The sequence below is a fragment of the Shouchella tritolerans genome, from assembly GCF_025770735.1.
Taxonomy (GTDB): domain Bacteria; phylum Bacillota; class Bacilli; order Bacillales; family Bacillaceae_D; genus Shouchella; species Shouchella tritolerans.
Genome location: NZ_JAODPB010000003.1, coordinates 580,075 through 605,994, shown reverse-complemented (window position 1 = coordinate 605,994; position 25,920 = coordinate 580,075). Strand labels below are relative to the sequence as shown.

The 25,920-nt window shown below is 41.4% G+C and carries 20 protein-coding genes; 7 read left to right on the top strand and 13 right to left on the bottom strand.

Annotated elements, in window-relative coordinates; genetic code table 11:
- Positions 1-24: 24 nt before the first annotated feature.
- The 4 genes from cydC to N6H06_RS13200 are packed head-to-tail and all read right to left on the bottom strand — an operon-like array spanning position 25 to position 5,891.
- Positions 25-1,767, bottom strand: a complete 1,743-nt coding sequence (cydC, locus tag N6H06_RS13215; protein ID WP_263707078.1) for a thiol reductant ABC exporter subunit CydC — start codon at positions 1,765-1,767, stop codon at positions 25-27.
- Positions 1,764-3,488 carry a thiol reductant ABC exporter subunit CydD gene (gene cydD / locus N6H06_RS13210; RefSeq protein WP_062748173.1) on the bottom strand — a complete coding sequence of 575 codons (1,725 nt, stop codon included), beginning with the start codon at positions 3,486-3,488 and terminating at the stop codon, positions 1,764-1,766. Before cydD ends, cydC begins: the two co-directional genes overlap by 4 nt.
- Positions 3,488-4,501: a cytochrome d ubiquinol oxidase subunit II gene (cydB, locus tag N6H06_RS13205; protein WP_263707074.1), complete on the bottom strand. Its 1,014-nt coding sequence runs from the start codon at positions 4,499-4,501 to the stop codon at positions 3,488-3,490. Before cydB ends, cydD begins: the two co-directional genes overlap by 1 nt.
- Complete coding sequence (locus N6H06_RS13200; RefSeq protein WP_062748175.1) at positions 4,488-5,891, bottom strand: cytochrome ubiquinol oxidase subunit I; 1,404 nt, start codon at positions 5,889-5,891, stop codon at positions 4,488-4,490. Before N6H06_RS13200 ends, cydB begins: the two co-directional genes overlap by 14 nt.
- A gap of 338 nt (positions 5,892-6,229) precedes the next feature.
- On the opposite strand from N6H06_RS13200, the gene N6H06_RS13195 reads away from it, so the two are divergent.
- Both N6H06_RS13195 and N6H06_RS13190 read left to right on the top strand, forming a co-directional pair.
- Positions 6,230-7,933 carry a molecular chaperone HscC gene (locus N6H06_RS13195; RefSeq protein WP_062748177.1) on the top strand — a complete coding sequence of 568 codons (1,704 nt, stop codon included), beginning with the start codon at positions 6,230-6,232 and terminating at the stop codon, positions 7,931-7,933.
- Positions 7,930-9,876 carry a DUF1266 domain-containing protein gene (locus N6H06_RS13190; RefSeq protein WP_062748179.1) on the top strand — a complete coding sequence of 649 codons (1,947 nt, stop codon included), beginning with the start codon at positions 7,930-7,932 and terminating at the stop codon, positions 9,874-9,876. Before N6H06_RS13195 ends, N6H06_RS13190 begins: the two co-directional genes overlap by 4 nt.
- 191 nt (positions 9,877-10,067) lie before the next feature.
- On the opposite strand, the gene N6H06_RS13185 is transcribed toward N6H06_RS13190, so the two are convergent.
- The 8 genes from N6H06_RS13185 to yhfZ are packed head-to-tail and all read right to left on the bottom strand — an operon-like array spanning position 10,068 to position 17,524.
- Positions 10,068-11,261: a phosphopentomutase gene (locus N6H06_RS13185; RefSeq protein WP_263707070.1), complete on the bottom strand. Its 1,194-nt coding sequence runs from the start codon at positions 11,259-11,261 to the stop codon at positions 10,068-10,070.
- A 4-nt stretch (positions 11,262-11,265) separates the two neighbouring features.
- Positions 11,266-12,426 (bottom strand): YhfX family PLP-dependent enzyme, encoded by a 1,161-nt coding sequence (locus N6H06_RS13180; RefSeq protein WP_062749068.1) that lies wholly within the window; start codon positions 12,424-12,426, stop codon positions 11,266-11,268.
- A 9-nt stretch (positions 12,427-12,435) separates the two neighbouring features.
- Complete coding sequence (locus tag N6H06_RS13175) at positions 12,436-13,542, bottom strand: aminotransferase class V-fold PLP-dependent enzyme (protein ID WP_213029255.1); 1,107 nt, start codon at positions 13,540-13,542, stop codon at positions 12,436-12,438.
- Complete coding sequence (locus N6H06_RS13170) at positions 13,539-14,459, bottom strand: phosphotriesterase family protein (protein WP_062748184.1); 921 nt, start codon at positions 14,457-14,459, stop codon at positions 13,539-13,541. The genes N6H06_RS13175 and N6H06_RS13170 overlap by 4 nt, the downstream gene beginning before the upstream one ends.
- A gap of 15 nt (positions 14,460-14,474) precedes the next feature.
- The gene (locus N6H06_RS13165) at positions 14,475-15,770 is read right to left on the bottom strand and encodes a YhfT family protein (protein WP_062748186.1); all 1,296 of its coding nucleotides are present in this window, start codon (positions 15,768-15,770) and stop codon (positions 14,475-14,477) included.
- 25 nt (positions 15,771-15,795) lie between these two features.
- Positions 15,796-16,149 carry a DUF2620 domain-containing protein gene (locus tag N6H06_RS13160; RefSeq protein WP_062748188.1) on the bottom strand — a complete coding sequence of 118 codons (354 nt, stop codon included), beginning with the start codon at positions 16,147-16,149 and terminating at the stop codon, positions 15,796-15,798.
- A 50-nt stretch (positions 16,150-16,199) separates the two neighbouring features.
- The gene (locus tag N6H06_RS13155; protein ID WP_062748190.1) at positions 16,200-16,547 is read right to left on the bottom strand and encodes a PRD domain-containing protein; all 348 of its coding nucleotides are present in this window, start codon (positions 16,545-16,547) and stop codon (positions 16,200-16,202) included.
- 59 nt (positions 16,548-16,606) lie between these two features.
- Positions 16,607-17,524, bottom strand: a complete 918-nt coding sequence (yhfZ, locus tag N6H06_RS13150) for a GntR family transcriptional regulator YhfZ (protein WP_062748191.1) — start codon at positions 17,522-17,524, stop codon at positions 16,607-16,609.
- Positions 17,525-17,840: 316 nt separating this feature from the next.
- Between yhfZ and N6H06_RS13145 the strand changes: the two genes are divergently transcribed.
- The 5 genes from N6H06_RS13145 (at position 17,841) to N6H06_RS13125 (ending at position 24,635) form a co-directional block, all read left to right on the top strand.
- Complete coding sequence (locus tag N6H06_RS13145) at positions 17,841-18,896, top strand: acyltransferase family protein (RefSeq protein WP_213029251.1); 1,056 nt, start codon at positions 17,841-17,843, stop codon at positions 18,894-18,896.
- 859 nt (positions 18,897-19,755) lie between these two features.
- The gene (locus N6H06_RS13140) at positions 19,756-20,703 is read left to right on the top strand and encodes a dihydrodipicolinate synthase family protein (protein ID WP_263707060.1); all 948 of its coding nucleotides are present in this window, start codon (positions 19,756-19,758) and stop codon (positions 20,701-20,703) included.
- A 781-nt stretch (positions 20,704-21,484) separates the two neighbouring features.
- Positions 21,485-22,759 (top strand): Nramp family divalent metal transporter, encoded by a 1,275-nt coding sequence (locus tag N6H06_RS13135; protein ID WP_062748196.1) that lies wholly within the window; start codon positions 21,485-21,487, stop codon positions 22,757-22,759.
- Between the two features lie 292 nt (positions 22,760-23,051).
- The gene (locus tag N6H06_RS13130; protein ID WP_062748198.1) at positions 23,052-24,059 is read left to right on the top strand and encodes a LacI family DNA-binding transcriptional regulator; all 1,008 of its coding nucleotides are present in this window, start codon (positions 23,052-23,054) and stop codon (positions 24,057-24,059) included.
- Between the two features lie 180 nt (positions 24,060-24,239).
- Positions 24,240-24,635, top strand: coding sequence for a VOC family protein (locus N6H06_RS13125; protein WP_062748200.1), 396 nt, complete (start codon positions 24,240-24,242; stop codon positions 24,633-24,635).
- Between the two features lie 612 nt (positions 24,636-25,247).
- Here the strand turns inward: N6H06_RS13125 and tenA are convergent.
- Complete coding sequence (gene tenA, locus N6H06_RS13120) at positions 25,248-25,919, bottom strand: thiaminase II (protein ID WP_062748202.1); 672 nt, start codon at positions 25,917-25,919, stop codon at positions 25,248-25,250.
- Position 25,920 lies beyond the last annotated feature (1 nt).

The following is a 25,920-nucleotide window of genomic DNA, read 5'->3' as shown; positions in this document are numbered from 1 at the left end:
ACGAGTCCCCAGGCCTTTCATTTTTTAAAGTCGCGCACCATTTTTTCCATAATCCATATGATAAAGCTTGCGATAACGTGCATTGGTTTTTATAAGCTGCTCATGTGTTCCATGCATCATGATCTTTCCTTCATCAAGAAAAAGGATGTGATCCATATTTTCAATTCCAATTAAATGATGGGAAATCATAATCACTGTTTTATCTTTTAATGTTGCAAACATAGTTGCCAATAAGTCTCTTTCTGTTGCCGGGTCAAGCCCTACTGTTGGTTCATCCAAAATGACGATTGGTGTATTTTTCAATATAATCCGTGCCAAAGCGATTCGCTGCCTCTCACCGCCTGAAAATCGCTGTCCGGTTTCTTCCATTTGTGTGTTCATGCCATTTGGAAGCAATTCGATATAATGATCCAGCTTAACTTGCTCAATCACCTTTTGGATTTCCTTTTCGCCCGCACTTTGATTGCCAAGACGAATATTATTAGCAACAGTTGTGGCAAATAAATATGGTTTCTGATTCAAAAAACCAATTCCTGAAAAGATATCATCCCCATAGTTTTCAGGGGAAATATGACCGATCTCCACCGTTCCAGCAGATGGTGTGATAACCCCTAATAAAAGCTGTAATAAGGTTGATTTTCCCGCACCACTCTTCCCCAAAAGGGCTATTTTTTTCCCAAAAGGGATCGAAAGGCTGATATCTTGAAGTGCTGGATTTTTCTCATCGGGATAATAATAGGTGACGTTTTTCAGTGTAATAGACGGCTGAACGGCTGTAAATGGCTGTGCGATTGTTTCCGGTTTCTTTTCCGCAAACTGTCTAACTTCCTCTATTCTCTGTATAGATTCTTGATAGGCAGGTGCTTTTTCAATCGCTTCCGATAGTGGAATCAGCCCCTCCAAAATAGGAAACACGACCAATGTAAACGCAGCTATATATGTTGGCATGATCTCCCCTTTAGCAGCTGCCGCTCCCGCCCATAAGCCAACGAACAGTAAAATGAATCCGGCTAATAATTGCAATTGAAAGGTACGAGATTGTTGCCAATACACGATCTCTTTTTCGATTTCACCGCTATCCATCGTTGTTTTCATAAATTTTTGGATGAACGCTGCCTTTCTTCCACTGACAATCCAATCATGTAGTCCGAATAACGCATCTGTTAATAATTGATAGGATTGCTTCCGTTTGGCCTTTAGCCTGACTTGTCTTTTCTTGAGCAAAAATAGTGATAGTAACGGATAAACAAATATGAAAAAACTAAGCAAAAACGCCATCCAACATGCAAACTTCCAATCAAATAAAGCCAATGCGCTGATGGAATAGATACATATAAACAGTGCCGTTGCCGTCGGAAAAAGGGTGCGAATATAGACATCCTGCAAATGCTCAATATCATCTGCTAATGTACCCAATAAATCACCTGTTTGGAAACGGGAGCGGACTAAAAGAGCCTGTGGTTCCAGCATTTCGTATAACGCAACACGCATATCTCCCAATATTTTTAGTACAGCATGATGTCCAAGCAAGCGCTCTGCATATCTTGTCACAGCTTTTGATATTCCAAATGCTCTTACGCCAACAATCGGGATATAAAGCAACAAAATGGTTTCAGGGCGTTCTGATGCTCTTGTAATTAAATAGCCGGACGTAAACGTGAGGAGTGAGGAAGCTAAAACGGTTAAAATACCTAAAATGACCGTCGCGAGCATCACTCCTTTGTATTGCTTCAAATGGGGTATAATATAGGAATAAAAAAGCTTCAACCTTCAGCTCCTCCTTTATGCGCTTGTTGGAGCCGCAAGTATGCCCCATTCTGCTTCATTAACTCTTCATGCTTACCACTTTCCACAACCTGGCCATTTTCAATGACAAGAACCAAATCCATATCGTCCATCCAGTGCAATCTATGTGTGGCAAAAAAGACGAGTTTCTGTTCCATTAATGGCAACATCGCTTGCTTCAGTTCATACTCCGTCTCTATATCCAAATGGGCTGTCGGTTCATCGAATAACAAAATCGGCCGATTTTGCAAAAGCCCTCTTGCCAAAGCGATGCGCTGTTCCTCTCCCCCACTTACATTCCGCCCTCCTTGGCCGATTTTTTCATGAAGGCCATTGGGAAAACGAGCAAGTAATGGCGCTAATCCTGCCTTCTTTGCTGCTTGCTCAATTTTTTCAAGTGATGAATCTGGCGCATACCAGCTTATGTTTTCCGCAATCGTTCCAGTAAATATATAAGGGTGCTGCGGAATATACGTTAGTTGACTTTGCCAATCCTTATAAGAAAGATGCGGGAAGACCTGTTCTCCTATTTGGATGTTTCCCCTTGATGGCTTTGAAAATCCTGATAGCAGATCAATTAGAGTCGATTTCCCTGCACCGGACGCACCGACAATTCCAACCTTTGTAAATCCTTGAATGGTAAAACTTATCTCTTTCAGGCGAAACAATCCTTCTTCTGACTGTTTATGAATATCGTTCATTTGTAAACTACTTGACTCTGTCCAGTTTGGTACAGCTCTCTCTTCCTGGAGACTGTCCAATGTTTCCATGGCGATGAGCCGGTGAATGGTATCTCCTGCTTCTTTCCCATCCATTGTGGCATGATAATCATTACCCAGTTCACGAACTGGCAGAAAGTACTCAGGGGCTAACATTAAAATCAAAAGGGCAGACCCTAATAAAAGATCGCCATGAATTAAGCGCAAACCTAGCTCTACCGCAACAATGGCAACAGAAAGACTTGCAAAAAAATCTAATGAAAAAGTAGATAAAAAAGAGACTCTTAATGTTCGGTTTGTCGCAATTCGATATTTATCGCTAACGGTTTTGATCGACTCTTGGTGAGCTTTGCTTTTCCCTAAATATGTCAACGTCGAAAGGCCGCGCAATGAATCAACAAAATGACGAGAAAGGAGTTGATAGGTTCCCCATTGCGCATCCATTTGTTTTTTGGCTGCCAGTCCGAGCAGTATTAAAAAAATAAGCATGATGGGCATCACAACAGCTAATAGGATGCCCGATTGTAGATCAATAACGGCTATATAAATCAACAAGCAAATCGGAATACAAACCATTGCAATCATTCTTGGGATAAACAAACGTAAATAAGTGCGAAATTGCGGAATTCCTTCCAAAGCTAGCGTGACTAGGTTGCCTGTCCCTTCCCTTCCGATCACCCTTGGCCCCATTTCAAAAAGCTTTTCCAACAAAACGTTTTGATAATGAGCAGCAGTTTTGTCTGCAAATTGGTAAGCCCATTTTTCTTTAATCCATTGTAAAAAATGCCGTAAAAAATAAGCAGCAAGAAAGACCGCAAAGGAAAAGAGGACTGCCTGCCAAGCAGTCCCTTTATACATTTTTACAATCGCGTCAGATAAAAAGTTGGCTTGCACAATCAAAACCATTGCTTGGATCACGGTAAGAAACCCAATCATAAAAATGAGGCGTTTACTTCCTTTATATTGAAGGAGATATTTATCCATCAGTATTCTAAATGCTCCTTATGAGAAACTCTTTTTCGGAATACATAATAGCTCCAAATTGTATAGCCCAAGACAATGGGAACCATCGTAGCTGCGACAATCGTCATTAACTTTAATGAATAATCACCTGATGCCGTACTATAGACGGTTAAATGATTGAGTGTGTCTGTCGAACTGATCATGACGTTTGGAAACAACGCAATAAAGAAAGAAGAGGTCAGCAGGATTAAGATCAACCCGGTTGCCGTAAAACTATAGCCTTCTTTTTTGTTTCGCAATAAAGGATATAGGAGTAGGTACAAAATAAGGACAAATCCATAAAGAGGATATAAAACCCACCCTTTTTCAGCAAATGCTTCCGTATAAATGGTTGTTAATATCATAAACAAAGCGACAACGAAACCTGTTGCCAAGTACATCTTTAAGCCAGCCCGCTTAGATTTTTCCCGCAAATGCCCAGTGGTTTTTAATGAGACAAACATTAAACCATGTAAATAGGACAGCATCACAAACACAAGGCCCCCAGCAATTGTATAAAGATTAACAATGTCGAAAAAGCTGGCGTGCATATTCATATCAGCATCAATTGGAAGGCCTTTAATTAAGCTTGCAAACATCACTCCCAATAAAAACGGTGGTAAAAAGCTGCCTAGAAAAATGGCCCAATCCCAGACTTTCGTCCACCGTTCTGATTGCACCTTCCCTCTAAATTCAAAACTAACGCCGCGGGCAATTAACGCGAGCAAAAGGACGACAAAAGGAAGGTAATAACCGCTGAATAATGTTGCATACCAATGGGGAAAAGCGGCGAACATGGCTCCACCTGCTGTAATTAACCAAACTTCATTAGCATCCCAAAAAGGACCAATACTATTAATCAGCATGCGCTTTTCCTTTTCATTTTCTGCTAAAAACTTTGTGCCCATCCCGACACCAAAATCAAACCCCTCTAAGAAAACAAAGCCTACAAATAAAACAGCAACAAGCAGAAACCAAAACTCACTCAGCTGCATGCTGTGCACCTCCTACATCAAATGGATCTGATGCTGTGACATCTTCTTTTGGTTTGGCATGAGGTCCTTGCTTAATGACACGAATAAATAAATAAACCATTACGATCGCTAAAATCGTATAGATGACGGAAAACGAAATGAGCGAGAATAAAATTTGCCCCGTCCCCACATTTGGCGATATTCCGTCTACCGTTTGCATCAAGCCATTAACCACCCATGGTTGACGGCCGATTTCTGACATAATCCAACCAAAGGAATTTCCTGCAAACGGTAAAAATATAGCTGGAATCAGCCATTTTAAATAACGCTTGCTCGTCACAATTCTCTTGCGCCATAATAACCACAAACCTGCAGCACTCAATAAAATCAGCAGCCCGCCTGTTCCTGCCATAATCCGGAAGCTCCAAAACACCGTCTTCACCGGCGGGATGTAGTTTCCTTCTCCATGTTTTTCGACCATCTGTTGCTGTATCGTATTCATTCCTTCTACTTTTCCCGCAAACTCATCATAAGCAAGATAACTTAATAGATACGGCAGTTCGAGTCGATGGGTACTCATTTGATTTTTTGTATCAATATTTGCGAAGAGCGTCCATGCCGCGGGATCTCCACTATCTTCCCAAAGCCCTTCAGCAGCAGCCATTTTCATCGGCTGGGCCTCCATTAAATATTGGGCTTGTGAATGCCCCGAAAACGCCAACCCTAAACCTGCTACCATCCCAACAATCAGCGACACTGTTAAAGAACGTTTAAATATTTCCAAGTCCTTTTTCTTAAGTAAATACCAAGCACTAACACCAGCAATAAAAAAGGCACCTGTAGCAAAACTGCCAAAAATGGTGTGGGGGAAAGCCACCAATAGCTTTGGATTTGTAATGACAGCCAAAAAGTCTGTCATCTCTGCCCGCCCATTCGCAATCGTGTAGCCAACTGGATTTTGCATGAAGGAATTGGCTGCTAAAATCCAGAATGCAGACAAAATGGTGCCAATTGAGACGAGCCAAATACAAGCTAAATGTAATTTTTTAGGTAATCGATCCCAACCGAATATCCACAATCCAATAAATGTAGACTCTAAGAAAAAGGCAAGCAATGCTTCAATGGCAAGGGGAGCGCCAAAAACATCTCCAACAAAACGGGAGTAGCTTGACCAGTTCATTCCAAATTGAAATTCTTGAATAATCCCTGTCACAACGCCAACTGCAAAGTTAATAAGAAAAAAGACACTCCAAAACTTTGTCATTTTCAAATAAACGTCTTTTTTCTTTATCACATACAATGTTTGCATAATCGCGATAATAAAAACTAACCCGATCGATAGCGGAACAAAGATAAAATGAAATAATGTTGTTGAAGCAAATTGCAGCCTTGCGAGAATAACCTCTTCCATTTTTGATTCCTCCTAAGTAAAAAAGCGAACAAACCATAGCAAAAAAATCCCCCCTACGGTTTGTGAAATATTGAACAATACGTGGTAAACGCTGCTGTTTTCATCATTCCTCCTTCATCCATCATTCGTCCATAAGAAATTTGTGAATAAGTGAGCATATCATACTATTATCATACTACAAAATGAACACCTAACTTGTTACAAAATCAGGAATGAAATATGATTTTTTTAGTTTTTATTACTATTTTTTATTTAGGAAAGCATGCTGCATTTATCTGCTTATTCCACTTTTTTTTCACTTATAGTAAGATAACTATGAAAGTTGAGGAGGAGTTTCCATGGTGACAATCGGAATTGACTTAGGAACAACCAATAGTTTAGTAGCCTACTGGGATAACGATCAGCCTCGCCTTATTCCTAATGTTTTAGGAGAATACCTTACTCCTTCTGTAGTAAGTGTAGATGAAAATGGCGAGGTATTAATTGGGCAAATTGCAAAGGAACGCCTCTTAACCCACCCGCATTTAACTGCTTCGATCTTTAAGCGGTTCATGGGTACAGATAAAACGTATACGTTAGGCGCCCACACTTTCACCCCTGAGGAGCTTTCATCGTTTATCATCCGAGTATTAAAAGCAGATGCGGAATCCTATTTCCAGAAGGAAATTACAAATGCCGTGATCAGTGTCCCTGCTTATTTCAATGATGCCCAAAGAAAAGCAACCAAACGAGCGGCTGAACTTGCCGGGCTTACAGTGGAGCGGCTTATCAGTGAACCGACAGCTGCTGCACTTGCTTACGGACTAAACCAAGAAAAACCGGAAACGAAATTTTTGGTGTTTGATCTAGGCGGTGGAACATTTGACGTATCCATTCTTGAATTATTCGAAGGAATTATTGAAGTCAAATCCATTGCCGGTGATAACTATCTTGGCGGCGAGGACTTTACCAATCTATTAATCACGTATTTTGTCGATACCCATCAATTAGATAAAAGCACGCTAGATGCAAAAACGATGTCGTTTCTCTATACACAAGCGGAACGATGCAAACTCGCCCTTTGCGAGTCATCCTCCAGTTCGATGAGCGTTACTATTGATGGCAAGATATATGAAACGACGCTTCGCAAGGAAGACTTTGAAAAACTTTCGAATCAACTGCTCTTGCGGCTGCGCTACCCGATTGAACGGGCATTGCGTGACGCGGATTTATTACCAGGCGACATGGACGCAGTCATCTTAATTGGAGGCGCCACACGCATGCCGCTTATTAAATCAGTCGTCTCCAAAATGTTTGGCCGGATGCCCTATACACATATACACCCTGATCAAACCGTTGCTTTAGGAACCGCTATTCAAGTTGCTTTAAAAGAAAGAGATAAAACGTTGGAAGAAGTGATTTTAACGGATGTATGCCCATATACCCTTGGAACACACGTCGTTGAAGACTTGGGAAATGGCAAAACAGAAAGTGGCTATTTCTTTCCGATTATTGAACGAAATACACCAATCCCGGTTAGCCGGGTAGAACAACTGTATACGGTCCAAGACAATCAAAAAGTCCTTAACGTCGAGGTTTATCAAGGGGAAAGCAGGAAAGTCGCCAATAACATCAAACTGGGAGAACTCTCTATCCAAGTGCCTCCAGCTCCCGCCGGGACACAAGCCATTGATGTTCGTTATACATACGATATCAACGGCATTCTTGAGGTTGAAGTAGTAAGTAAAGCGACTGGAGCGAAAAAAAGAGTCGTCATTGAGCAAAATGCTGGAGACCTTTCTAAGGAAGAGATTGAAGCCAGATTAAAGGAACTAAAAAATATTAAAATTCATCCGAGAGATCGGACGGAAAATAGGTTGCTGCTCGCTAAAGGAGAACGGCTTTATGAAGAAATGCTTGGAGAGGAACGAGATAAAGTAGCCTACTTTTTACGGGAATTTGAACGGGTCTTGCTGACTCAAAATGAAAAAGAAATCAAAAAAGCAGCAAAAGTATTCAATGAGCAGTTGGAAACGATTGAAAGGTGGATGTACTCTCGATGACCGCTTGGGAAACGTTAGAAATTGAACCAACGGATAATCTAACAGCTATTAAAAAAGCCTATGCGAAAGGGTTAAAAAAACATCACCCGGAAGAAGATCCCGAAGGCTATCAGCAGCTTAGGGAAGCCTATGATTTTGCCATGAGACAGGCTAAGCAAGGGATTGTACATACACCGATAAAGACGGCTGAACCTTTACAAGACTGGGTATTGGATGAGAAGGCAGTGATTCCAGAACACCCAGTAGACGAATTTATCAAAAAGGTTCAGAACCTCTATGATGATTTTTTCGCACGTCTTGATATTCGCAACTGGGAAACCTTACTACAGGCAGACATTATTTGGAACGTTCAACATTCCGAGCAACTCCAAGATGAGTTAATTGATTTTTTACAGGAACATCCTTATTTACGTTCCTCCGTTTGGCAGCTTCTTGAACAAACATTCCATTGGACAGAACAAAAGGAACAATTGCAAGAACGTTATGGGGAAGAAACGACATCCTTTTTGATCGAAAATATAGCCCATTATCAACAATTAGGCTATGATTGTTTCCAAAAAGAAGTCGATATGGATTATGAGCTCTACCTTCAATTACGGGCGGAAGCACAAGCTTATTTACGTAATGATCAATTAGAAGCCGCCAAAGCAGCAATTGACCAAGCCTGCCAACTGTTTGCCCGTGACCCTGACTTATGGCATTTAAAAGGGGTTTACTATTTACGAAAAAACGATTACCGAGCTGCTTTGCAAATGTTCCAGGAGAAGCTGGCATTATCTCCAGGAGACCCAGATGGACTGCTTTATAGCGCTCAGCTGCATTTTCACTTCAAAGACTTTCAAAAAGTCATTGCGGACTGTGATCAACTTCTTGCCTACCACGATCATCACGTTGAGGGATTATTTTTAAAGATTAAAGGCCATTTAGAATTAAACGATGAAGTAACAGCCCATCAGTGGATTGAGAAGGCGATTGAATTACATCCTGATCGGCCGGAATTTCTTCCCTATAGATCAAGAGTGCTCAATGAAAAAACAAGAAATGAACAAATTGAACTCCCAGAACCAACGTCTAAAAATAAAAGACGATTGAATAATATGCTCTTTTATTTATTTATGGTTCTACGGAGAGCATGGATATACGTATTCGTTTTTCTTATTATGCTTATTCCGCCCATCCCTTTTCACTATACTGCGCTTTTTCTGATCCCAATCCTTTGGGAATTTGGGAGAGTGTTACTGGTATTCCTTAAGCCTGCAGGGATGTTCACAAAAATAAAGAAAAAACGGCAAGCTCTTTATTTCCGATGTCTTTCAGCGGCTTGCATCGAAAGTGATTTTCTTAATCATTATTTTACTGTATACGATTTTGCCTATTTTAGAGATCGCCTAATCGGAAAAAAGTTTTTGCAAAAGGTGTTAGAAAAATGGGAGATTTCCAGTGCAGCCGAGTTAAAACAAAAGATTCAATGGTTGATGGACGTTGGGACCCGCCGGGAATTCGATCACTATCTCGATCAGCTAATGCCTTTATCAGAAGAAGCCAGGATCCGATTCGTCCAATCCTTAGCGAAGGATGATCCCGATTATCCGAAGTTCTTTATAGCGAATCGGGGAATTCATACTTTAACAGAAGCAGGAGTTGCAGCAGTAGACTGGGCTTGGAGTATTTACCTATGTCGCGTCGGCAGACGACTAGGCTGGTTATCAAAAACAGAAGCAAATGAGATGATGTTAAAGGCAGCCCAAGAATCGCAAAAGGTATATTTAAATTGGAATGAATATTTCACTGCCTTTCATTTGGCCAGTTATTTCAACGCCAATGATAGTGAACATGATAGATATGCGAAACATGGCCTTTCCATCATATTTACATTACTAATCAAAGGAAATTCTCCGTTATTAAAGCTCGACTGGAAGAATGACGAGCTTGTCAATAAATAAAAAATAAAGAAACATGCAAGCGTCTCGCTCTTGATGTCACAGACCGTGCAAACCTCGCATGAATCGATGTTTTATTCCTATCTTCCCCGTCTATCAGTTGAGTGCAGTGATTAACTTTGTCAACACAATTAAGCCTGTCAACAACGTTGACAGGCTCACTCAACTATTGAAATAGTAGAAGGTGGCTCCTTCTACTTCCCCGTTAATTCAGGCAAGAAACTTGTACCAAATTCTGGCGTCTGTACGCCTGTAAAATCACTCAGTGTCGCCGCAATATCCGCCATCGTGTCTCGAACACCTAAACATACTGGCCGAACATGTTTGCCATATGCCAGTATAGGGGTGTGCTCCCTCGTATGTTGGGAGTGGCCGCAAGTCGGGTCATTTCCATGGTCGGCTGTAACGATGAGTATGTCGTGTTCTCCCAGTGTCGGCAAAAACTCAGCCAAAAAATGATCGACCGTTTCAAGCACTTCTTTATACCAAGACGGATCTTCTTTATGACCGGCCAAGTCAGTTTCTTGGACATTCACGAGGAAAACAGCATCTTCTTCCGCTTCATTATACATTTTTTTGTATATTGAAAGCAATTCAGGCGTATGGACGACAGGGTTGGCAAAGCCTTGCGCCTGAATGACATCAGCTGTTTTGCCAATTCGATAAACTGGCTTTCCTGCTTGTTCGGCCAAATAGGCAAATTGCTTTTCAAATGTAACACCATAGCCTAAATGGAGCACTTGATACCCTTCGCCGTACACCCCTGTTTTAGGCGCATTAATGCCCCACTGGCCTGGTTTTCCTTCTTCTGCCGCTGCTACAATATCTGTTAGCGACACAGACTCATTTCCAAATACAATCACACGGCTTGTATCAACATGTTTTCTGACTACGGCAGCCATCTTTGTTGCCGCTTCAAAGGAGATTTGGGTCAAATCAGCTGTCATATTGATGATATTGCCGAGCGCTGATTCTAAATTGTCTCCTACGACAACAGCGCCGTCAACTAGCAAAATGGGCTTGCCTTCAATTAGTTCCTCTACCTGGTACCCATTTGCCGTTAAACCGTGGGCGATTTGCTGTCCAACTTCTTTCATGAGGCGCTTAGCTGGTTTTCCTGGCTTCGACCCCATTAGTTCTTGGTGGCCCATAAATGTATCGGCTCCGTGATGGGCAAGTTTGCTTTTGCCATAAGCGGCAATGGCTTCGCCTTCATTTTTGACAATTTTTCCCAATCCCATTTTCATGAGCGTAGGCACCTTTAGTCCGACGGTTTCCTGTAGATGGGCGTATGTGGAGGCGTGGATGTCTTCTGGTTTGGTTTCACGGCAATCTGCCATTGCGCCAACACCAAAGCCATCCAACACGAGCAACGTTGCTTTTCCCATATAGCTACATCCCCCTTTTTTGCTGATGAACAATAACTGGCTTGCCGTTTGCCACACCTCTGACAAAGGCAACGTGGGAACGAGTCACAAATACTTGCGATCGGTAGGCGTACACAACCGTATCACCTGTCTGCATTCCCTGTTCACGTTTTAATGCCCCATAATAATCAATATTGCCAGGTGAAACGAGATCAACTTCCGCTTTATTGAAAATCGTCCTAGGTGAATCACCGTAAAACGCATAAGCCATATTTGAGCGTGGGTAAAATCCCCCTGCAATCGTATAAGCATGAGTGTGGTCCTGGTGTGAAATTTCAGAGACGTAGACCATAGCCGGCAGCTCCGCTAAATCCTCGCGGTAGGCATGCAAAGGCGTTGTGCCAGTTAGGGCATGGCCTGGCTCTGCGTGTGTCGCGCCAAGTTGTTTAAGCATCGGGATCGTATTCACACTCGTCGCGCTTGGCGTATTGACATGCTTCACTTCCACTCCAGCTTGTTGGAGAAGACGGACGGCTTTGACAATCGTTTGCGCATTGCTTGCGTAATGGTAGCTATTGTCTCCAGGGGTATACGCTAAAACGGGAAAACTTGTCACGCCGATTAAGCGAATTCCTGTTAGTGCCGTTAGCTCTTGGATTGCTTCCGGCAATTCTTCCAATAAAAAGCCACCATATTGGCCTGGAAAGACAAAATCTCCTTTGCTTACAACACGGATAATGACATCTTGTACCACTCCAGCTTGTACAGCTGCTTGATTTAATTGTTTAGCCCGTTCAAGTGAGAAGAGCGTGACGACTTCCGGTTTCATTTCTGTTAATACAAATGGCCATTGGTTTTTGCCAGGTTGGACCAAATGCCCTAAGTTGCCGATCGCACAGCCGCCGTCCTTTAGTTGAATCGCTTCATCGATATCGACAGCAACGGCTTTGTGAATGCCGCTCTTTTCAATGTGTTTGCCGACAAAGCCACTTCTACCGATCTGCTTCGTCATGTAATATAACGTCATGCCATGTTCTTCCGCTGTCTTCGCAAGAATGGCGGCATTTCGTTCAAGCGCATCGAGATCGATTAAATGGGTGTTAGGCGCAAGAGCTCCGCTTTGATGAAGGCAGACGGCCGCTTCCACCAACTTCGGGTTACGCTTAGCGATCATGCTAGTAAACATCTCTTGCATTCATCCTTTCTGTGCTTCTTTCACAGCCAAGTGTAAGATGCGCAGAACAGTGCTTGCACTTGATTTCATTGGGTTAACACGCAGGCCATGCTTTTCTAACTTTGGATCTGCTTCCCTAAAGCTGCCAGATGGACGGTACACCATTGGTGCTAATTCATACCGAGACTCCGCGCCGACTGGATAGGTGGCTGCACCAAGACAAGCCGCGTTGGCAATGACTTGGCCTGCAATCGGTTCAGCAAGCTCAATCATCACGTTTTTAGACTGGGCATTGACCATGTAAACATCTTCAACTCCAGGCAAAGCACCATTTTTAATACGTTGGTAAAGTTCTTCGACTTGTTCATTTTGCGTCGCCAACATAACTGGCGCTAGCGTCAAGCTCCGTAAAAGCTCATGAGCTTCATGGCCTTGTACTTGGCCCCCTCCTGAATAATTGCGGGCATGGAGGCGTTCAATCGCTGCTGCTTTTCCAACAATCACGCCAATCCCTTCTGGCCCAAGCAATTTAAAACCAGAAAAAGTCGAATAATCCGCGCCATATTCACAGCCGATTTTTGGCATCTTTAAAGCGCAATAGTTGTCATCGACTACGACTGGCAAATCAGGGCGTATCGTTTTCGCAGCTTCAATAACTTCGCCAAGCTGATACGTATCATGAGGAGCCTGGCGTGCATGCTGGACGTAAACGAGCTTTGCTTCTGTAGCTGCCACGGCGCTCCTAAAAGCAGAAAGATCATTGTAGTCAACCGCTTCTTGCTTCAATCCAAGCTGCCTAAATGTTTCTTTTGTCGTCATATACATGGGCGCTGTATGAACAAGGCATGTATCGCCTGCTGCCACTAATTCTGCTAAAATGAGGCGAATCGCCCCTGTACCGCTACCACGGACAAGCGCACAAGCTTCGCTGTCAAATACTCGGGCTAACACACGCTCTGCTTTAGCTGTTGTTTGCGGGCGCCCAAAATCAGGATGCAGCCCGACATCACCAAGTTGATAAAATTCGTTGTCGGTAAACTCTTTTGTTATTTCATCGACTATTTTAAATTGAAGAGACTGCGCTTCTTCCATTGATCGATTTTTTAGCAGTGCTTCGCTGTATTTCATGATGTCCCTTCCCTCTTTGAAAACGCGTTTGCTGGGTTTTCAATCAAAAGTTTTCGTATTTCTTGCTGCGACAGCCCAGACGCTTCCATTCTCGGTTGAAACTCCCGTAGCGTGTAATCAAAGCCTTGCCCGCCAGCAGCAAAAAGGTGGGAATTTCTTGTGATATCAGTGGATAACATGATTTTGTCCCCATAGCCTGCTTCGATAAAGCGCAACAGCGAAGTGAGACGTTCCTGGTCAGAACGGTAATTTTCTTTGCCAATCGTATCCATAGCGACGTAACAGCCAGCTGTTAGGACTTCAAGCACCACTTCATCGTTTTCATTTAGATCCTGGTGCCCGATGATCACTTGGTCGAGCGGCAACCCTTCCTTAGCGAACAACTCGACTTGCTCAAGCGCCATTGTCCCCAATGTGGTGTGCGTCGCCAACGGTAATCCGCTCTCCTTCGCTGCAATGATTGCCCCATGAAACAGCTCTGTCTCCACCGGTTTGAATTCATTTAAACTGCTGCCGATTTCGCCAATAACACCGGGCTTGCTTGCAGAACCATCAATGCCTTCCTCAATCTCTTGCAACATAAACGCTGCAAATTGCTCCCGGTTCCACGAAAGGGCCTCCGACGGAATAAACGGGTCTTTGTAACAGCCTGTACTGGCCACAATATGCATATCGAGCTCTTCAGATAAACGTCGCATAAATTGGATGTTCCGCCCCATGCCGACATTGGTCATTTCAATAAAGGCTTTTCCGCCGGCTTTAATAAAACGGGCAACGTCTTCTTTTACACGGTCGTAATTGGTTAATGCTGTGTCATTTGACTTTTTAATAGGGCTTAAATCAATATGGACGTGCTCATGGCAAGCACATATGCCAAGTTCTTCGGGCTTAATCGGTCCCCTCACCGTTTCAATCATCGTTTTTCCTCTCCTCTATGCTGGTGGCGTGAAAATCCCTAGTAAGGCTAAGATGTTGCCAATAATTCCAACAGCTATCGCGCCAACAGGGCCTACTGCCATCCGTACAATTGGGCGGCCTCCGGCTTCGTTTAGTAAATAAAATCCGGCGATGGCAAAGAAGCCAAATCCAGGGACAATCGCATTTGCCGCATTGGCGCCGCCGATGAGCAATGCCACTTCAAGAACGCGCGTCATCGCGGTACGAATATTTTCCCCAGAAGCACGCACGCCTGGATAACGGTCAAGAAACTTCGCTAACTTTGATAACATCAGGACTTCAAGCAAGATCACAATCGCACCAATCGCCGCGGCAATAAACGGGTTTGGCGAAAAGATACCAACAGCAAAAACGAGTGTAAACCCGGCTGGGCCATACACGCCTGTAGCAATAGCGGTGCTGGCAATGAGTGGCACAAACCCAAGTGCTTTCGCTAGTGCGGCAATGCCTCCCTCATTAATCCGGCCATCTGCAAGCAAATTTAGTGTGATCGGATCTCCAGATACAATTAACAAGTTTGCAGCTGCAGCAAGCAACGCACCTGATGCCATCAGCACGACCGCAAACTTTTTAATCCGATTCACCCGGTCGACAAACAATGTCGCCATTTGTCCCATGCTCGTGTCTTCAGACTTTTCCTGCATCGCAAACGCCATTAAAAACACCATTCCTACAACGAGGGCAATCCCTTCCGGACTAAGGGTCACGGATGAACCGCCAATTTCAATAAGGCCGTTTTCATTGACAAATACAATCAGCTGTCGGGCAAGCGCTGCCACCAAAAACGTGACAACCCCTTTCTTGACAGAGAACTGCAAAGCAACAGCAATCGCTGGAAAGACCATAAACGCAACAACAACCGGTTCGCCAACCAAATTGAAGCCATCTACAAAGTTCAGCGGCAAGCGAGCAAACAAATCAACAACGACTTGAAGCCCATAATAGATGCCTGCTCCATAAAGTCCCCCTAACACACCTGCTGCCATTGTGGAAAATTTGCCTCTTGCGATCGACAGACCAATGATATCCGTTCCTAGCAAGATGCTATGAATCAAAATAATGCTACCAGCAATGGATATAGGAATGCCGTAGCCAATGACGAGCCCGAAGCTCATTGCAAATGCGGTTACTCCTAATTCTTTCCGTGACATTCGCCCTTCCAAGTTCTCTGGTACAATCGGGCGCAACCCATCATTAAAAACGGCGATTCCTAAATTGGCCATCACTGCGCTTAGCGCACCGATCGCAATGAGCAAAATTACATCTACCATGGTATCCCTCCGTTAGCTCCTTATATTAAGCTTTTAACGCATCGAGTAAATATTCGACCGCTTTTTCTTTATGATCGCCGGTGAAGCCAAACGCTTTGCCGCCTTCCTGCACGGCTTGTTCGACTTTTTCTTTCACAGGTGGTTTTCCAGGCATCGAAATGGTGTGGCAGCTTGCCTTGCCGAGCAACGAAATCGCCATAGCCAAAGCGCCGCCGCCACCAGTATGGCATGCGCCAAAATAGTAATCTGCTTGGCCTTGTTTGAGCAGCATCGCTGCTTCTAAATCAGACTTGATAACGGTTTCAATATCGGGATTCTTCTCTTTAATTAATTTTTCTATTTCCTTCTTTTCTACTTGGCCGCCAATAACAATTTTCATCGAAAACACTCCTTTAGTTTTTGGTTCATTTTCTCACCATACTACTTTACTTATGAAACGGACGAAAATGTGCTGACAAAATGCATATAGAGAAACTGCTGTTCTTCTTTAGGGAGCGGTTCGCCAACAAGGGATTCGATTTTTTCCACAGCCTCCTTAGCAGCAGGCAAGTGTGGGGAAGCAAGGACTTCCTCCATGACCGCATCCCCTGGACCAGTCAATGCTTCATTCTGTTCAATTCTTGTCAACGCCATTGCCAAATGGGTCACTAACATCGCATAATTCTCATGCAAGTCGTCAGGAACTTGCTCTTCCACTACTTGGGTAGTGACACGGTATGCTTTGTCCGTGATCGTCCCTGCTTCTTTTAAAATTTGCAAACGCGTATGCAATTCCATCTTCAACCCTCCTTAATTTAATGTACATTTTTTTGTATATTGAATGTGAAGGAAAGTTCCTAATAAGAAGGAATGATCTTCCCTTCAACGACTTGCTTCTGGATCGTTAACAGTTCTTGTTTGTCTATTAATCCTAGCAAATAAGAAATTGTTTGTTTATCTCCATGGGCGACAAGCGCCGTTTCACTAATCTCCTGCGAGTTTCTTACTGCAAGAGAAGAGGTAAGGTCTTTTGCATAAAGGGTCGGGCGCTGCACTTCATCTGCATTCCACACGGTCGCATCGATCACTCCAGCTTCTAAGCTTTGCAGCAAGTGCATGTACGTCGTATCTACAAATGTTACCTTTTTTCCTTGTGCTTCCGCTTCGGCTAACGTTCTTTGGTCAGCCGATTTTGAATCAATGCCAATTCTCATGCCATCTTCAATTTCGGTCTTGTCGCTGTCAGCAAAATAGATTTTATGCTTGCTGACGTAAGATTGGGCGCCTAGCCTTTTTTCGATCGTGATGTTTGCCTTTTCTACGGCATTTTTTGCAGCCATAAACGAAACAACGGCAAAATCATAGCGTCCTTCTTTGACCCCTTCAAGGCGCGGGTTGCTTCCTCTCATGAAGGCAAGGTTTAAACGAATACCCATGTTATGGAAAACAGTCGTCAGGGCAGTCGCCAAGCCTTCATATTTTTTCGAGTACGGCAACGGCATAACCGCAGTAATCGTATTGACACCGGCAAACTCCAATAATTTTGAGACATCTTTCTGTAACAGGAATGTGCCCAAATGACCACGGGACAGAAGCTCAATCGCGTTCGCTTCTTCAAGCATTTTTAAAGAACTCTGTATAGTGCCTCGCCCTACATTTAGCTCTTGTGCTAAAGATTCGACTTTCGGAATCCGTTGCCCTTTCTCTATCGTGAGTAACAGAGAAGCAACTTTAAGCAATGTTTTTCCTTTTTTTGACAGAAGCGCTTCGTTCATGTTCACCTCCACCAAACCAATATACTGTTTTTTGTATAATGAAACATTATCATAGAAAGCGCTTTTACACAAGTGTTTTTGTGAAGATTTCTAACGCACATTTTCACAGTTGCCGTTTCCCTTATTACAATCCCGTCACATCGCGATTTCAAGTTTTGTAACACTCTTCAAAAATTGCCGCAAACTACAAGCAAATGACTGCACTGCCCTATAGCCCTATGTAAGTTTTGCTCACAAGGTTTTTCGAAAACAGAGGATGTGTATACTAGCATTGTAGAGCCACACCTGGAAGTTGATACAGAAAGGGGTTGCTTTGATGGACAGGCGAATTAAATGGATCGACGCTGCAAAAGGGCTTGGTATTGTTCTAGTTGTTATGAGCCACGCGCCCATCGACGAAACACTTAAAGCCTTTTTGTTTGCCTTTCATATGCCTTTGTTTTTTTATTTGTCTGGGGCCGTATTTCGTCCTCAGTCCATGAGTATTTGGGCCTTTATCAAGAAAAAAGCACGAAGCCTATTGTTGCCATACTTCGTTTTTTCAGCGGTCTCCTATCTCATTTGGTACAGCATGACAAGACATTTTCCTTTCACTGCCGGTGAAGACGTCAATCCGATTAACCCGTTTATCGGCATCTTTTTATCGACACCTGGAAATTATCAACTTACGTACAACCCGGCCATTTGGTTTCTCACTTGCCTATTTGTTGTCGAATTGCTCTTTTTTCTCTACTATCGTCTGTCAAAAGGGAGATTCATTGCCACGTTTCTCGTTGTTGCCGCTATCGCAGGTTATGGGTCGACAATGCTTTCTTTTGCACTGCCTTGGAATGTATTCGTCGCTTTAACGGCAGTTGTGTTTTATGGCCTAGGCCATTTGACAAAACACTTCTGGAAAACGCTGCCATGGTCAAGCGTGCTGCCTATTGCGATACCCTTATTTTTATTGGTATTTTTCATTCAATCGCTCAATACAGAGCGTGTTGACATGCGGGCAAATGTGCTTGGCGAATTCGGCTACTTTTATTTAGCTGCGATAGCAGGCATCGCCGCCTTTCTTGTGCTCATTCCTAAGCTGCAGCACTCGAAGACGTTATTATTTCTCGGCCAAAACTCGATTGTGATTTTGCTTGTACACTTGCCGATGCTAAACTTTGTCCGCGCTGCCCTTTACTATGGGTTCCAAGTTGACTTAAGCACGGCTAACAGTTTGCCTTGGACGTTGTTTTTCACAGGCGTTACGATTGTGCTTGTCATCCCATTTATCTATTTGTTACAAAAATATCCATGGCTGCTTGGAAAAGCACCATTGAAAAAGCAGGGACGATTGCAGGAGCAACATGCCTTACAAGGAAACGCTGTGCCCCGCTAACAGGGCACAGCGTTTCAGACTGTAGACAAACGCTCGTTATTTCACATACGTCGTCGTATGACTTGGTCATATAGCATACAAAATTTTTTGTAATGTTAGCGGTACCCTTTGTATAAAGGGTTCTTTTGCATTTTCTCGTTTTTTATTCATTAAAATACCTTTCTATGGGTATTAATAGGAAAGGCGTTTCCTCTCTTAATAATACAACCTTCCAATTCTGAATACCAACAATCTTTTTGTAGACAAATCATTGATCAGCGTAATCGAATATTTCTCTAACGATTTTAGCTTCATCAGCATTTTGGACTAGCTTTTTATCGTTCACAACTTAACCAAACATTGGCGACCATTCCATTTCTTTAACTCTTTGTGTCATTCCCAATTTACACAATCCAATTTGATCTCTTTCTGAGCTTAGCCCTGTATAAAACATTTTTTCATGGTGTATATCAATGTTTTCCTAACTCTACCCAAAATAATTGGATTGGTCATCAAAAAACGTAATCGGTTACTAATAAAACAAGAAGAATAATTGCCTTTTCCATTAAAAAATATTCAGAAAAAGAAAATGAAATACTATAAATCAGACTGTAGATAAACGCTCTGCATACATCGTCGTTCATCTCGGCAACACGCCCATGAAACCTTGTTACACTCGTATTTTACCTCAATTTTACTTTTCTTTTACAAGCGTTCCCTATCAGTCTGTGTAAGGTTATAGACTTTGTCAACAACCTCTATTAAATTCGATTTATTTTTCAGATTAAATAAATATATTGACATTTAAGCGCTTTCAATATAACATTATTTACGTAACCGGTTACTATAAATTAGAATACTTATTCAGGAGGTAATGTATATGAAAGACAAAGTGAAATGGAGCGGCGTATTTCCGGCAGTCCTTATCCCATTTAAAGACGATTATTCTATTGATGAAGATGGATTTCGTGAATTAGTTCGTTGGGTGGCAAGCCATGAAGGCGTCAATGGTATCGTTGTAAATGGACATACTGGAGAAATTATGACACTGCTTCCTGAAGAACGTACGGAGGCTGTGCGAATTGCTGCTGATGAATTAAAAGGTCGTATACCCGTAATTTCCGGAGTATCTGCTGAGGGCACAATCGAAGCTATTCAACATGCTCAAGCTGTTGAAAGAGCAGGAGGAAATGGAATTCTTCTTATGCCTCCACATTCATGGTTAAGATTTGGTATGCAACCGGAATCACCAGTTCAGTTTTTTAAAGACGTTGCCGAAGCGATTAACATTTCTATCGTTGTTCACCAATATCCAACCTGGACAAAAACCTCCTACACAACTAGTCAGTTATTAGAAATGGCTGAGATTCCAAATGTTGTTTCAATTAAAGTTGGTCAAAGAGATATGGCGCAATATGAAGTAGATGTTAGAGAGTTGAAGAAGCATGCTCCGGATGTTTCACTTTTAACTTGTCATGATGAATATCTACTCCCTACATTAATTCAAGGTATTGATGGCGCACTTGTTGGTTTTGGTTGTTTTGTACCGGATTTAATCGCGGAATTAGTGAAATGTGTTAAAAATCAGGATTTAGTTGCTGCTAATGCTGTCTATGACCGTATCTTTGAATTAAAACATGCTGTATATAAAATGGATGAGCCTTCTTCTACTTCCCATTTACGTATGAAGGAAGCTATGTATCAACGTGGATTAATTAGCAGTTCTCTGGCTAGACGTCCAGTTTTACCTTTAACAGAAAAAGAAAAAGAGGAAATTCGTCAAGGGTTACTAAAAGTAGGTTTGATTGAGAGAGAAATAAACGCATAGTAAGATGATTTAATAAGAAAAAACATGCTCCAGATGTTCAAAATGAACGAGCCTTTCTGTTACGCATAAAAGAAGCAATGTGCCCGTGAGGATGTATTAGCAGTTTACTGAAATTAGGGATTTATTTTTGATAAAAAAGAGACTTTAAGCAACATCCTGCTTTGAAAATTGTTACTGACTTTTTCTTGCCGGCACTCTCATATTTGTTAGTGTACGTCCTACCCAGGAACATAAATGCTTAACAAATGGGAATAATGGAATAAAATATTCTTAAAGGAACAGTTAGGCTTAAATTGATCACTTTGTGTAAGGACCCGGCAAGGGAAAGGATTACTTTCTCAAAGCCTTTTTCAAGATTGAAAGTTTTCATAGTGCTGTTTAACTAATTTTCGACCTGTTCTTGTATCATAAATCTGTCAATGGGGAGATACAATTCATAAGCTTATTCTTCTTTGACCCGTGATGTTTATAGAGTTTCGCCGCAGGGATCCACAATTTACAAGATAAATGTTAGACACCGTTAACTTTTTAAGTTGGTTTTTCCTACTTGACATTAAAGCAGTCAATTTTAAGCAATAACCCTTAAGATTATGCAACAGTCTAATGGCAAATGGTAACATAAAGCTTCCAACATAAACTTTTCAAATAATCAGAAATCTATTTACACCTTTTTTGTCATTAGTTGGTATCCTAATGCCCGTTGATTAGCCAAAATAACGCTCAGGACAACCCTATTTCATTTCATTTAGTAACTTGTGCGAAGCGAAAGGAATGGTATGCTATGAATAAAAGTAGTGTTGCTACAGAAAAGATATCTGCGCAAATCAATGTAAAGAAGCTTCCTTTTAAAGAATTAATCAAGCGTATCGGCCCCGGAATTATTTTAACCGGTGTAGTAATCGGTCCAGGTGCCATTACTACGGCTTCCATGTTAGGAGCACAGTATGGTTATTCTTTACTCTGGATACTCATTCCCATTATCTTTATGGGGATCTCATTCTTATTAACTACTTACCGTATTACCCTTTTAACTGGTATGCCGTCAATTCATGCAATACGACATTTTTATGGTTCTTTTGCTGCAAAAATTGTGGGTATAGCAACCTTTCTTTCATGTGTGTTCTTTACAATAGGAAATATATCAGGGACAGGTGCTGGGGTGAATTTAATTTTTGGAATTGATTGGAAGATAGGCGTAGTATTGATGCTTTGTGTATTGGTGTATTGTTACTTTTCAAAAGGTGTCTATTCAAAGGTCGAAAAAGTATCAATGATTTGTATTTTAGGACTAATCCTTGCTTTTTATGCAACATTATTTACCACAGGCGGACCTGATGTAAGCAGCGTTGCTACAGGTTTTACAGATTGGTATTTTCCAGCTGGAAGCATGGTAATGGCATTAGGGTTTATTAGTACTAATGCTTCTATTAATACAGGACTCTACGGAACTTATTTAAGTGGCGAAAAAAAATGGAAAAAAGAAGATCTTTTCAATGGAGCGATGCTTACTGATTCGATCGCACATATTCTTGGTGTAATTCTTGTTAGTGGAGCAATTGTCCTTGTAGGTGCGATTGTCTTAAACCCACAACAAGTTTCTATTAATTCACCTGCTCAATTGGCCGATATGCTAGTTCCTTTTATGGGAAACGCGGCTAAATATACAATGGGAATTGCGTTGTTAGCAGCAGCATTTTCTTCGTTGTTAGGAAATACTCATCGTGCAGTTGTATTTTTAAATGCAGGCTTTAATAAACCTACTGGACTAGAAGAAAAAAGTATAAAATGGGGTTCTTTGATCGTGCTGGCTGTTTCAGCAATTATCAGTTTTAGCTATGGGGGATCCCCAGTCCAATTAATCTATATAGCTAACATAGCAACTGCAGTAGCCACTCCGGTAGCAGGTTTTTTTATGTGTTTATTATTGTGTAGGAAAGACATTAACGAAGGATATAAACAACCAAAAATTTTGCAATTCTGTATGATTGTAAGTTATGTATTTACTTTATTTCTAACAATCTTTGCTTTGATTGAACTAATTAAGAAGCTCGTATAAATAGATTTCCACGTTTATGTTTATGGTGTTTCAAATATATTGTAAGCGCTATCAAATTCTCTAATAGAAAGTGGATTTCTTCTTATGCCTCCACATTCATGGTTAAGATTTGGTATGCAAGACGTCCCGTTTTTCCTTTAACAGAAAAAGCAAAGAGGAAATTCGTCAAGGTTTACTATCAGGCATACTAAAAGAAAATGAAGTTAAATTATAACAAATTTTGTAGTAGTATTTAGATGGGGCTATATTATAATTATGGATACTTAATATATTTGACCCACGGAGGTATGTAATGAGTATACGTATAAAAGATGTGGCGCTTAAGGCTAATGTTTCAACAGCTTCAGTATCACGGGTATTAAGTGGCAAGCCGGGGGTTAGTGCAGAAACAGAGCAACGAATCCGCAAAGTAATTGAGGAATTGGATTACCGACCGAACGTCAGTGCAAGAGGGCTAGCTAAACGAACTACAGGAAATATTGCAGTAGTTGTCCCAAGAGGATCGTTTATTCTTAATAACCCATTTTTTTCTACAATTTTAGAAGGTATAGCAAAAGGGTTTGATCAAACCGATTATAATATTCTAATGTCGTTCACTTCTCTACAGCAAAAACGGCTGTTAGAAACTCGATCTGTAGATGGTGCCATTCTTTTTTCACCTAGAAATGAGGAACTAAGTTTAGAATGGCTAAAAAGTATTGGTATACCTATGGTTGTAGTCGGCAGTTATTTAGAAGACTCTCCATTTCCTTGTGTCCGTCCTGACGATGAAGATGGAATAAGACAAGCAGTAACAGCTCTTTATCAACTAGGACATCGAAACATTGGAATTATTAACGGACCAATCAGTTCTATGCATAGTGTAAGGTGTTTAAATGGATACAAACGTACACTGCTAGAACTGGGATTAGACTATTCTTCTGAAAATGTTATTGAAATTGATGAATTTGATGGGTTTAAAGCAACAGAAGTGATGGCTTCATTTTTAAGTGATCACAGAAAAATTACTGGTGTTGTCTGCTCATCAGACTATTTGGCGATAGGTGTTATTAAAGCTGCTACAATGATCGGATTATCAGTGCCTGAAGATCTATCTGTTGTTGGTGCAGATGATGTTCCTATTTCAAATTTTTTAACGCCATCTTTATCGTCTGTTCACGTAGATTTAGTGGGTATAGGAAAGAGAGCTACTTCAATACTGATGAACATGCTTCAAGGAAAACAGCTTAGAAAAAGAGATGTAGTATTTAAAATGGAATATATTAACCGATCCACAACTGCGCCTCCAAAGAATAACTAAACTCTCCATTCAAACTCTATTAGTCGAATTTAAATATTGGAATCAGTTTTCATTTTATATAGGGCATTGGAGTAGGCAGTGACGTTTTTGAGGTACTTGACATTATTTTTTAGGTGCAATAGGAGGGAGTTTCAAACATGTATAGAGGTAAAAATATGGAACTGCTAAAGGAAGAATATAATGATTAAAAAAATGGAACATGTAGCTATCATTGTAAATAATATGGATTATACTATTCGATACTACTCAGATACGTTTGGATTTAAAGTTCGGATTCGAGGATCTACTAAAACAAGGGAGCTGGCATTTTTATATCTGGAAGAACAGCCTAATATGGAAATTGAGCTAATTCAAGATATTGACCCTAATGGTAAATATAACAAAAACGGGATTGTTAACCACCTTGCCTTTACAGTAGAGGATATTAATCAAGCAATTAGCTATTATGAGAAAAAAGGAATTAAATTTTTATCGAATCAACCACAATTAACTCTTGAAGGTGGGCTTATGATTTTATTTTATGGGCCTAATGGTGAATTGTTACAATTGATAGAACGAGCAAGAAATTTTGTTTAATATAAAATGTTTTTAGTAAGTAAAAATCGTAACCTCAATATAAACGGAAAATGAAGTAGGAAGGGAGATTTATGGGAGTGTTAGTGAAAATTGCTCACCACATCCTCCAAAACTTTATCACCGTGCAAAATCTGACATAAATTAAAATAAATGGGTAGCAATTATCTGAATAAACATGTCATCTGGAAAGTAATTCAATCATTTTCTATCTATACACAAACATTAGGGTAAAGCCACTTAGCATGGCAATAATAACTATTCAATCGTGCTTTGTCTAGCCTCCTGTTAAAATTAATTAATAATACTGCAAATTTTAAACGACTTACTCCTGTTTTATTGCCAATTTTAATTGGTTCTACTACAAAATGTTCTAGCAACTCATCTTTATTCCAATTTCGTTTTATAAATAATCTTTCCTCTAACATTAGAATAATTACTTTTTTGAGTGAAATCTATTGAATAAAGGATGAAATCTCTACTTTGTTGGTCTAGAGCAGCATTATCACTAAGCCCATCAGTCTGAAGGATTGTTGCAGAAGACTAAAGCTGTGCCCCCGCTAACAGGGCACAGCATTTAACTGTAGATCCGCCTGAATAATGTTGTAGAAACCCTTAACCGATCGGCCAGTTTTCTTGTTTATAGGCCATGTCCCAAAACATATATTCATAGCGGCTTGTATTCATAAAGATCGTTTCAATACGGTCTAGCTCGGCCTCGCTCTTTTCTACAGCAAGCTCGTCTAGCTTTGCAATCAGCCAGTCCGCAATTGCGCCAAACTCAGGCGAGGAGTACATTTTCACCCATTCCCCGTATGCCTCATGTTCTGTGGCGCCAGGAATGTTCGCGAGCGCTGTGCCAATTTCATAATAGCTCCACGCACACGGTAAAATCGCGGCAATGAGTTCGGCAAGGGACCCTTTTTGCGCTTCAGCCATCATCGCGCTGCTATAAGCAAGCGTTACTGGTCCAGGAACTGTCTGTTCCAACTGCTCCCGTGTAATTCCGAGGCGCTTCGCATAAGCACGGTGCAGTTCCATTTCGCTGTTAAGTGTCTCATCAAGCGCTTTAGCAAAGCCAGACATTGTTTCTAAATCAGGTGCCAGTACTGTGCCAAGGGCAATGACGCGGGAATACTCGATCAAATATTTATAATCCTGGCACATATAATATTGAAATGCTTCTAGTTCAAGAGTGCCGTGGCCAATTCCTTGGACAAACGGATGATTGTGACTCGCTTGCCAAATCGGATCAGCGTTTTTACGAATACGTTCTGAAAACTTCATA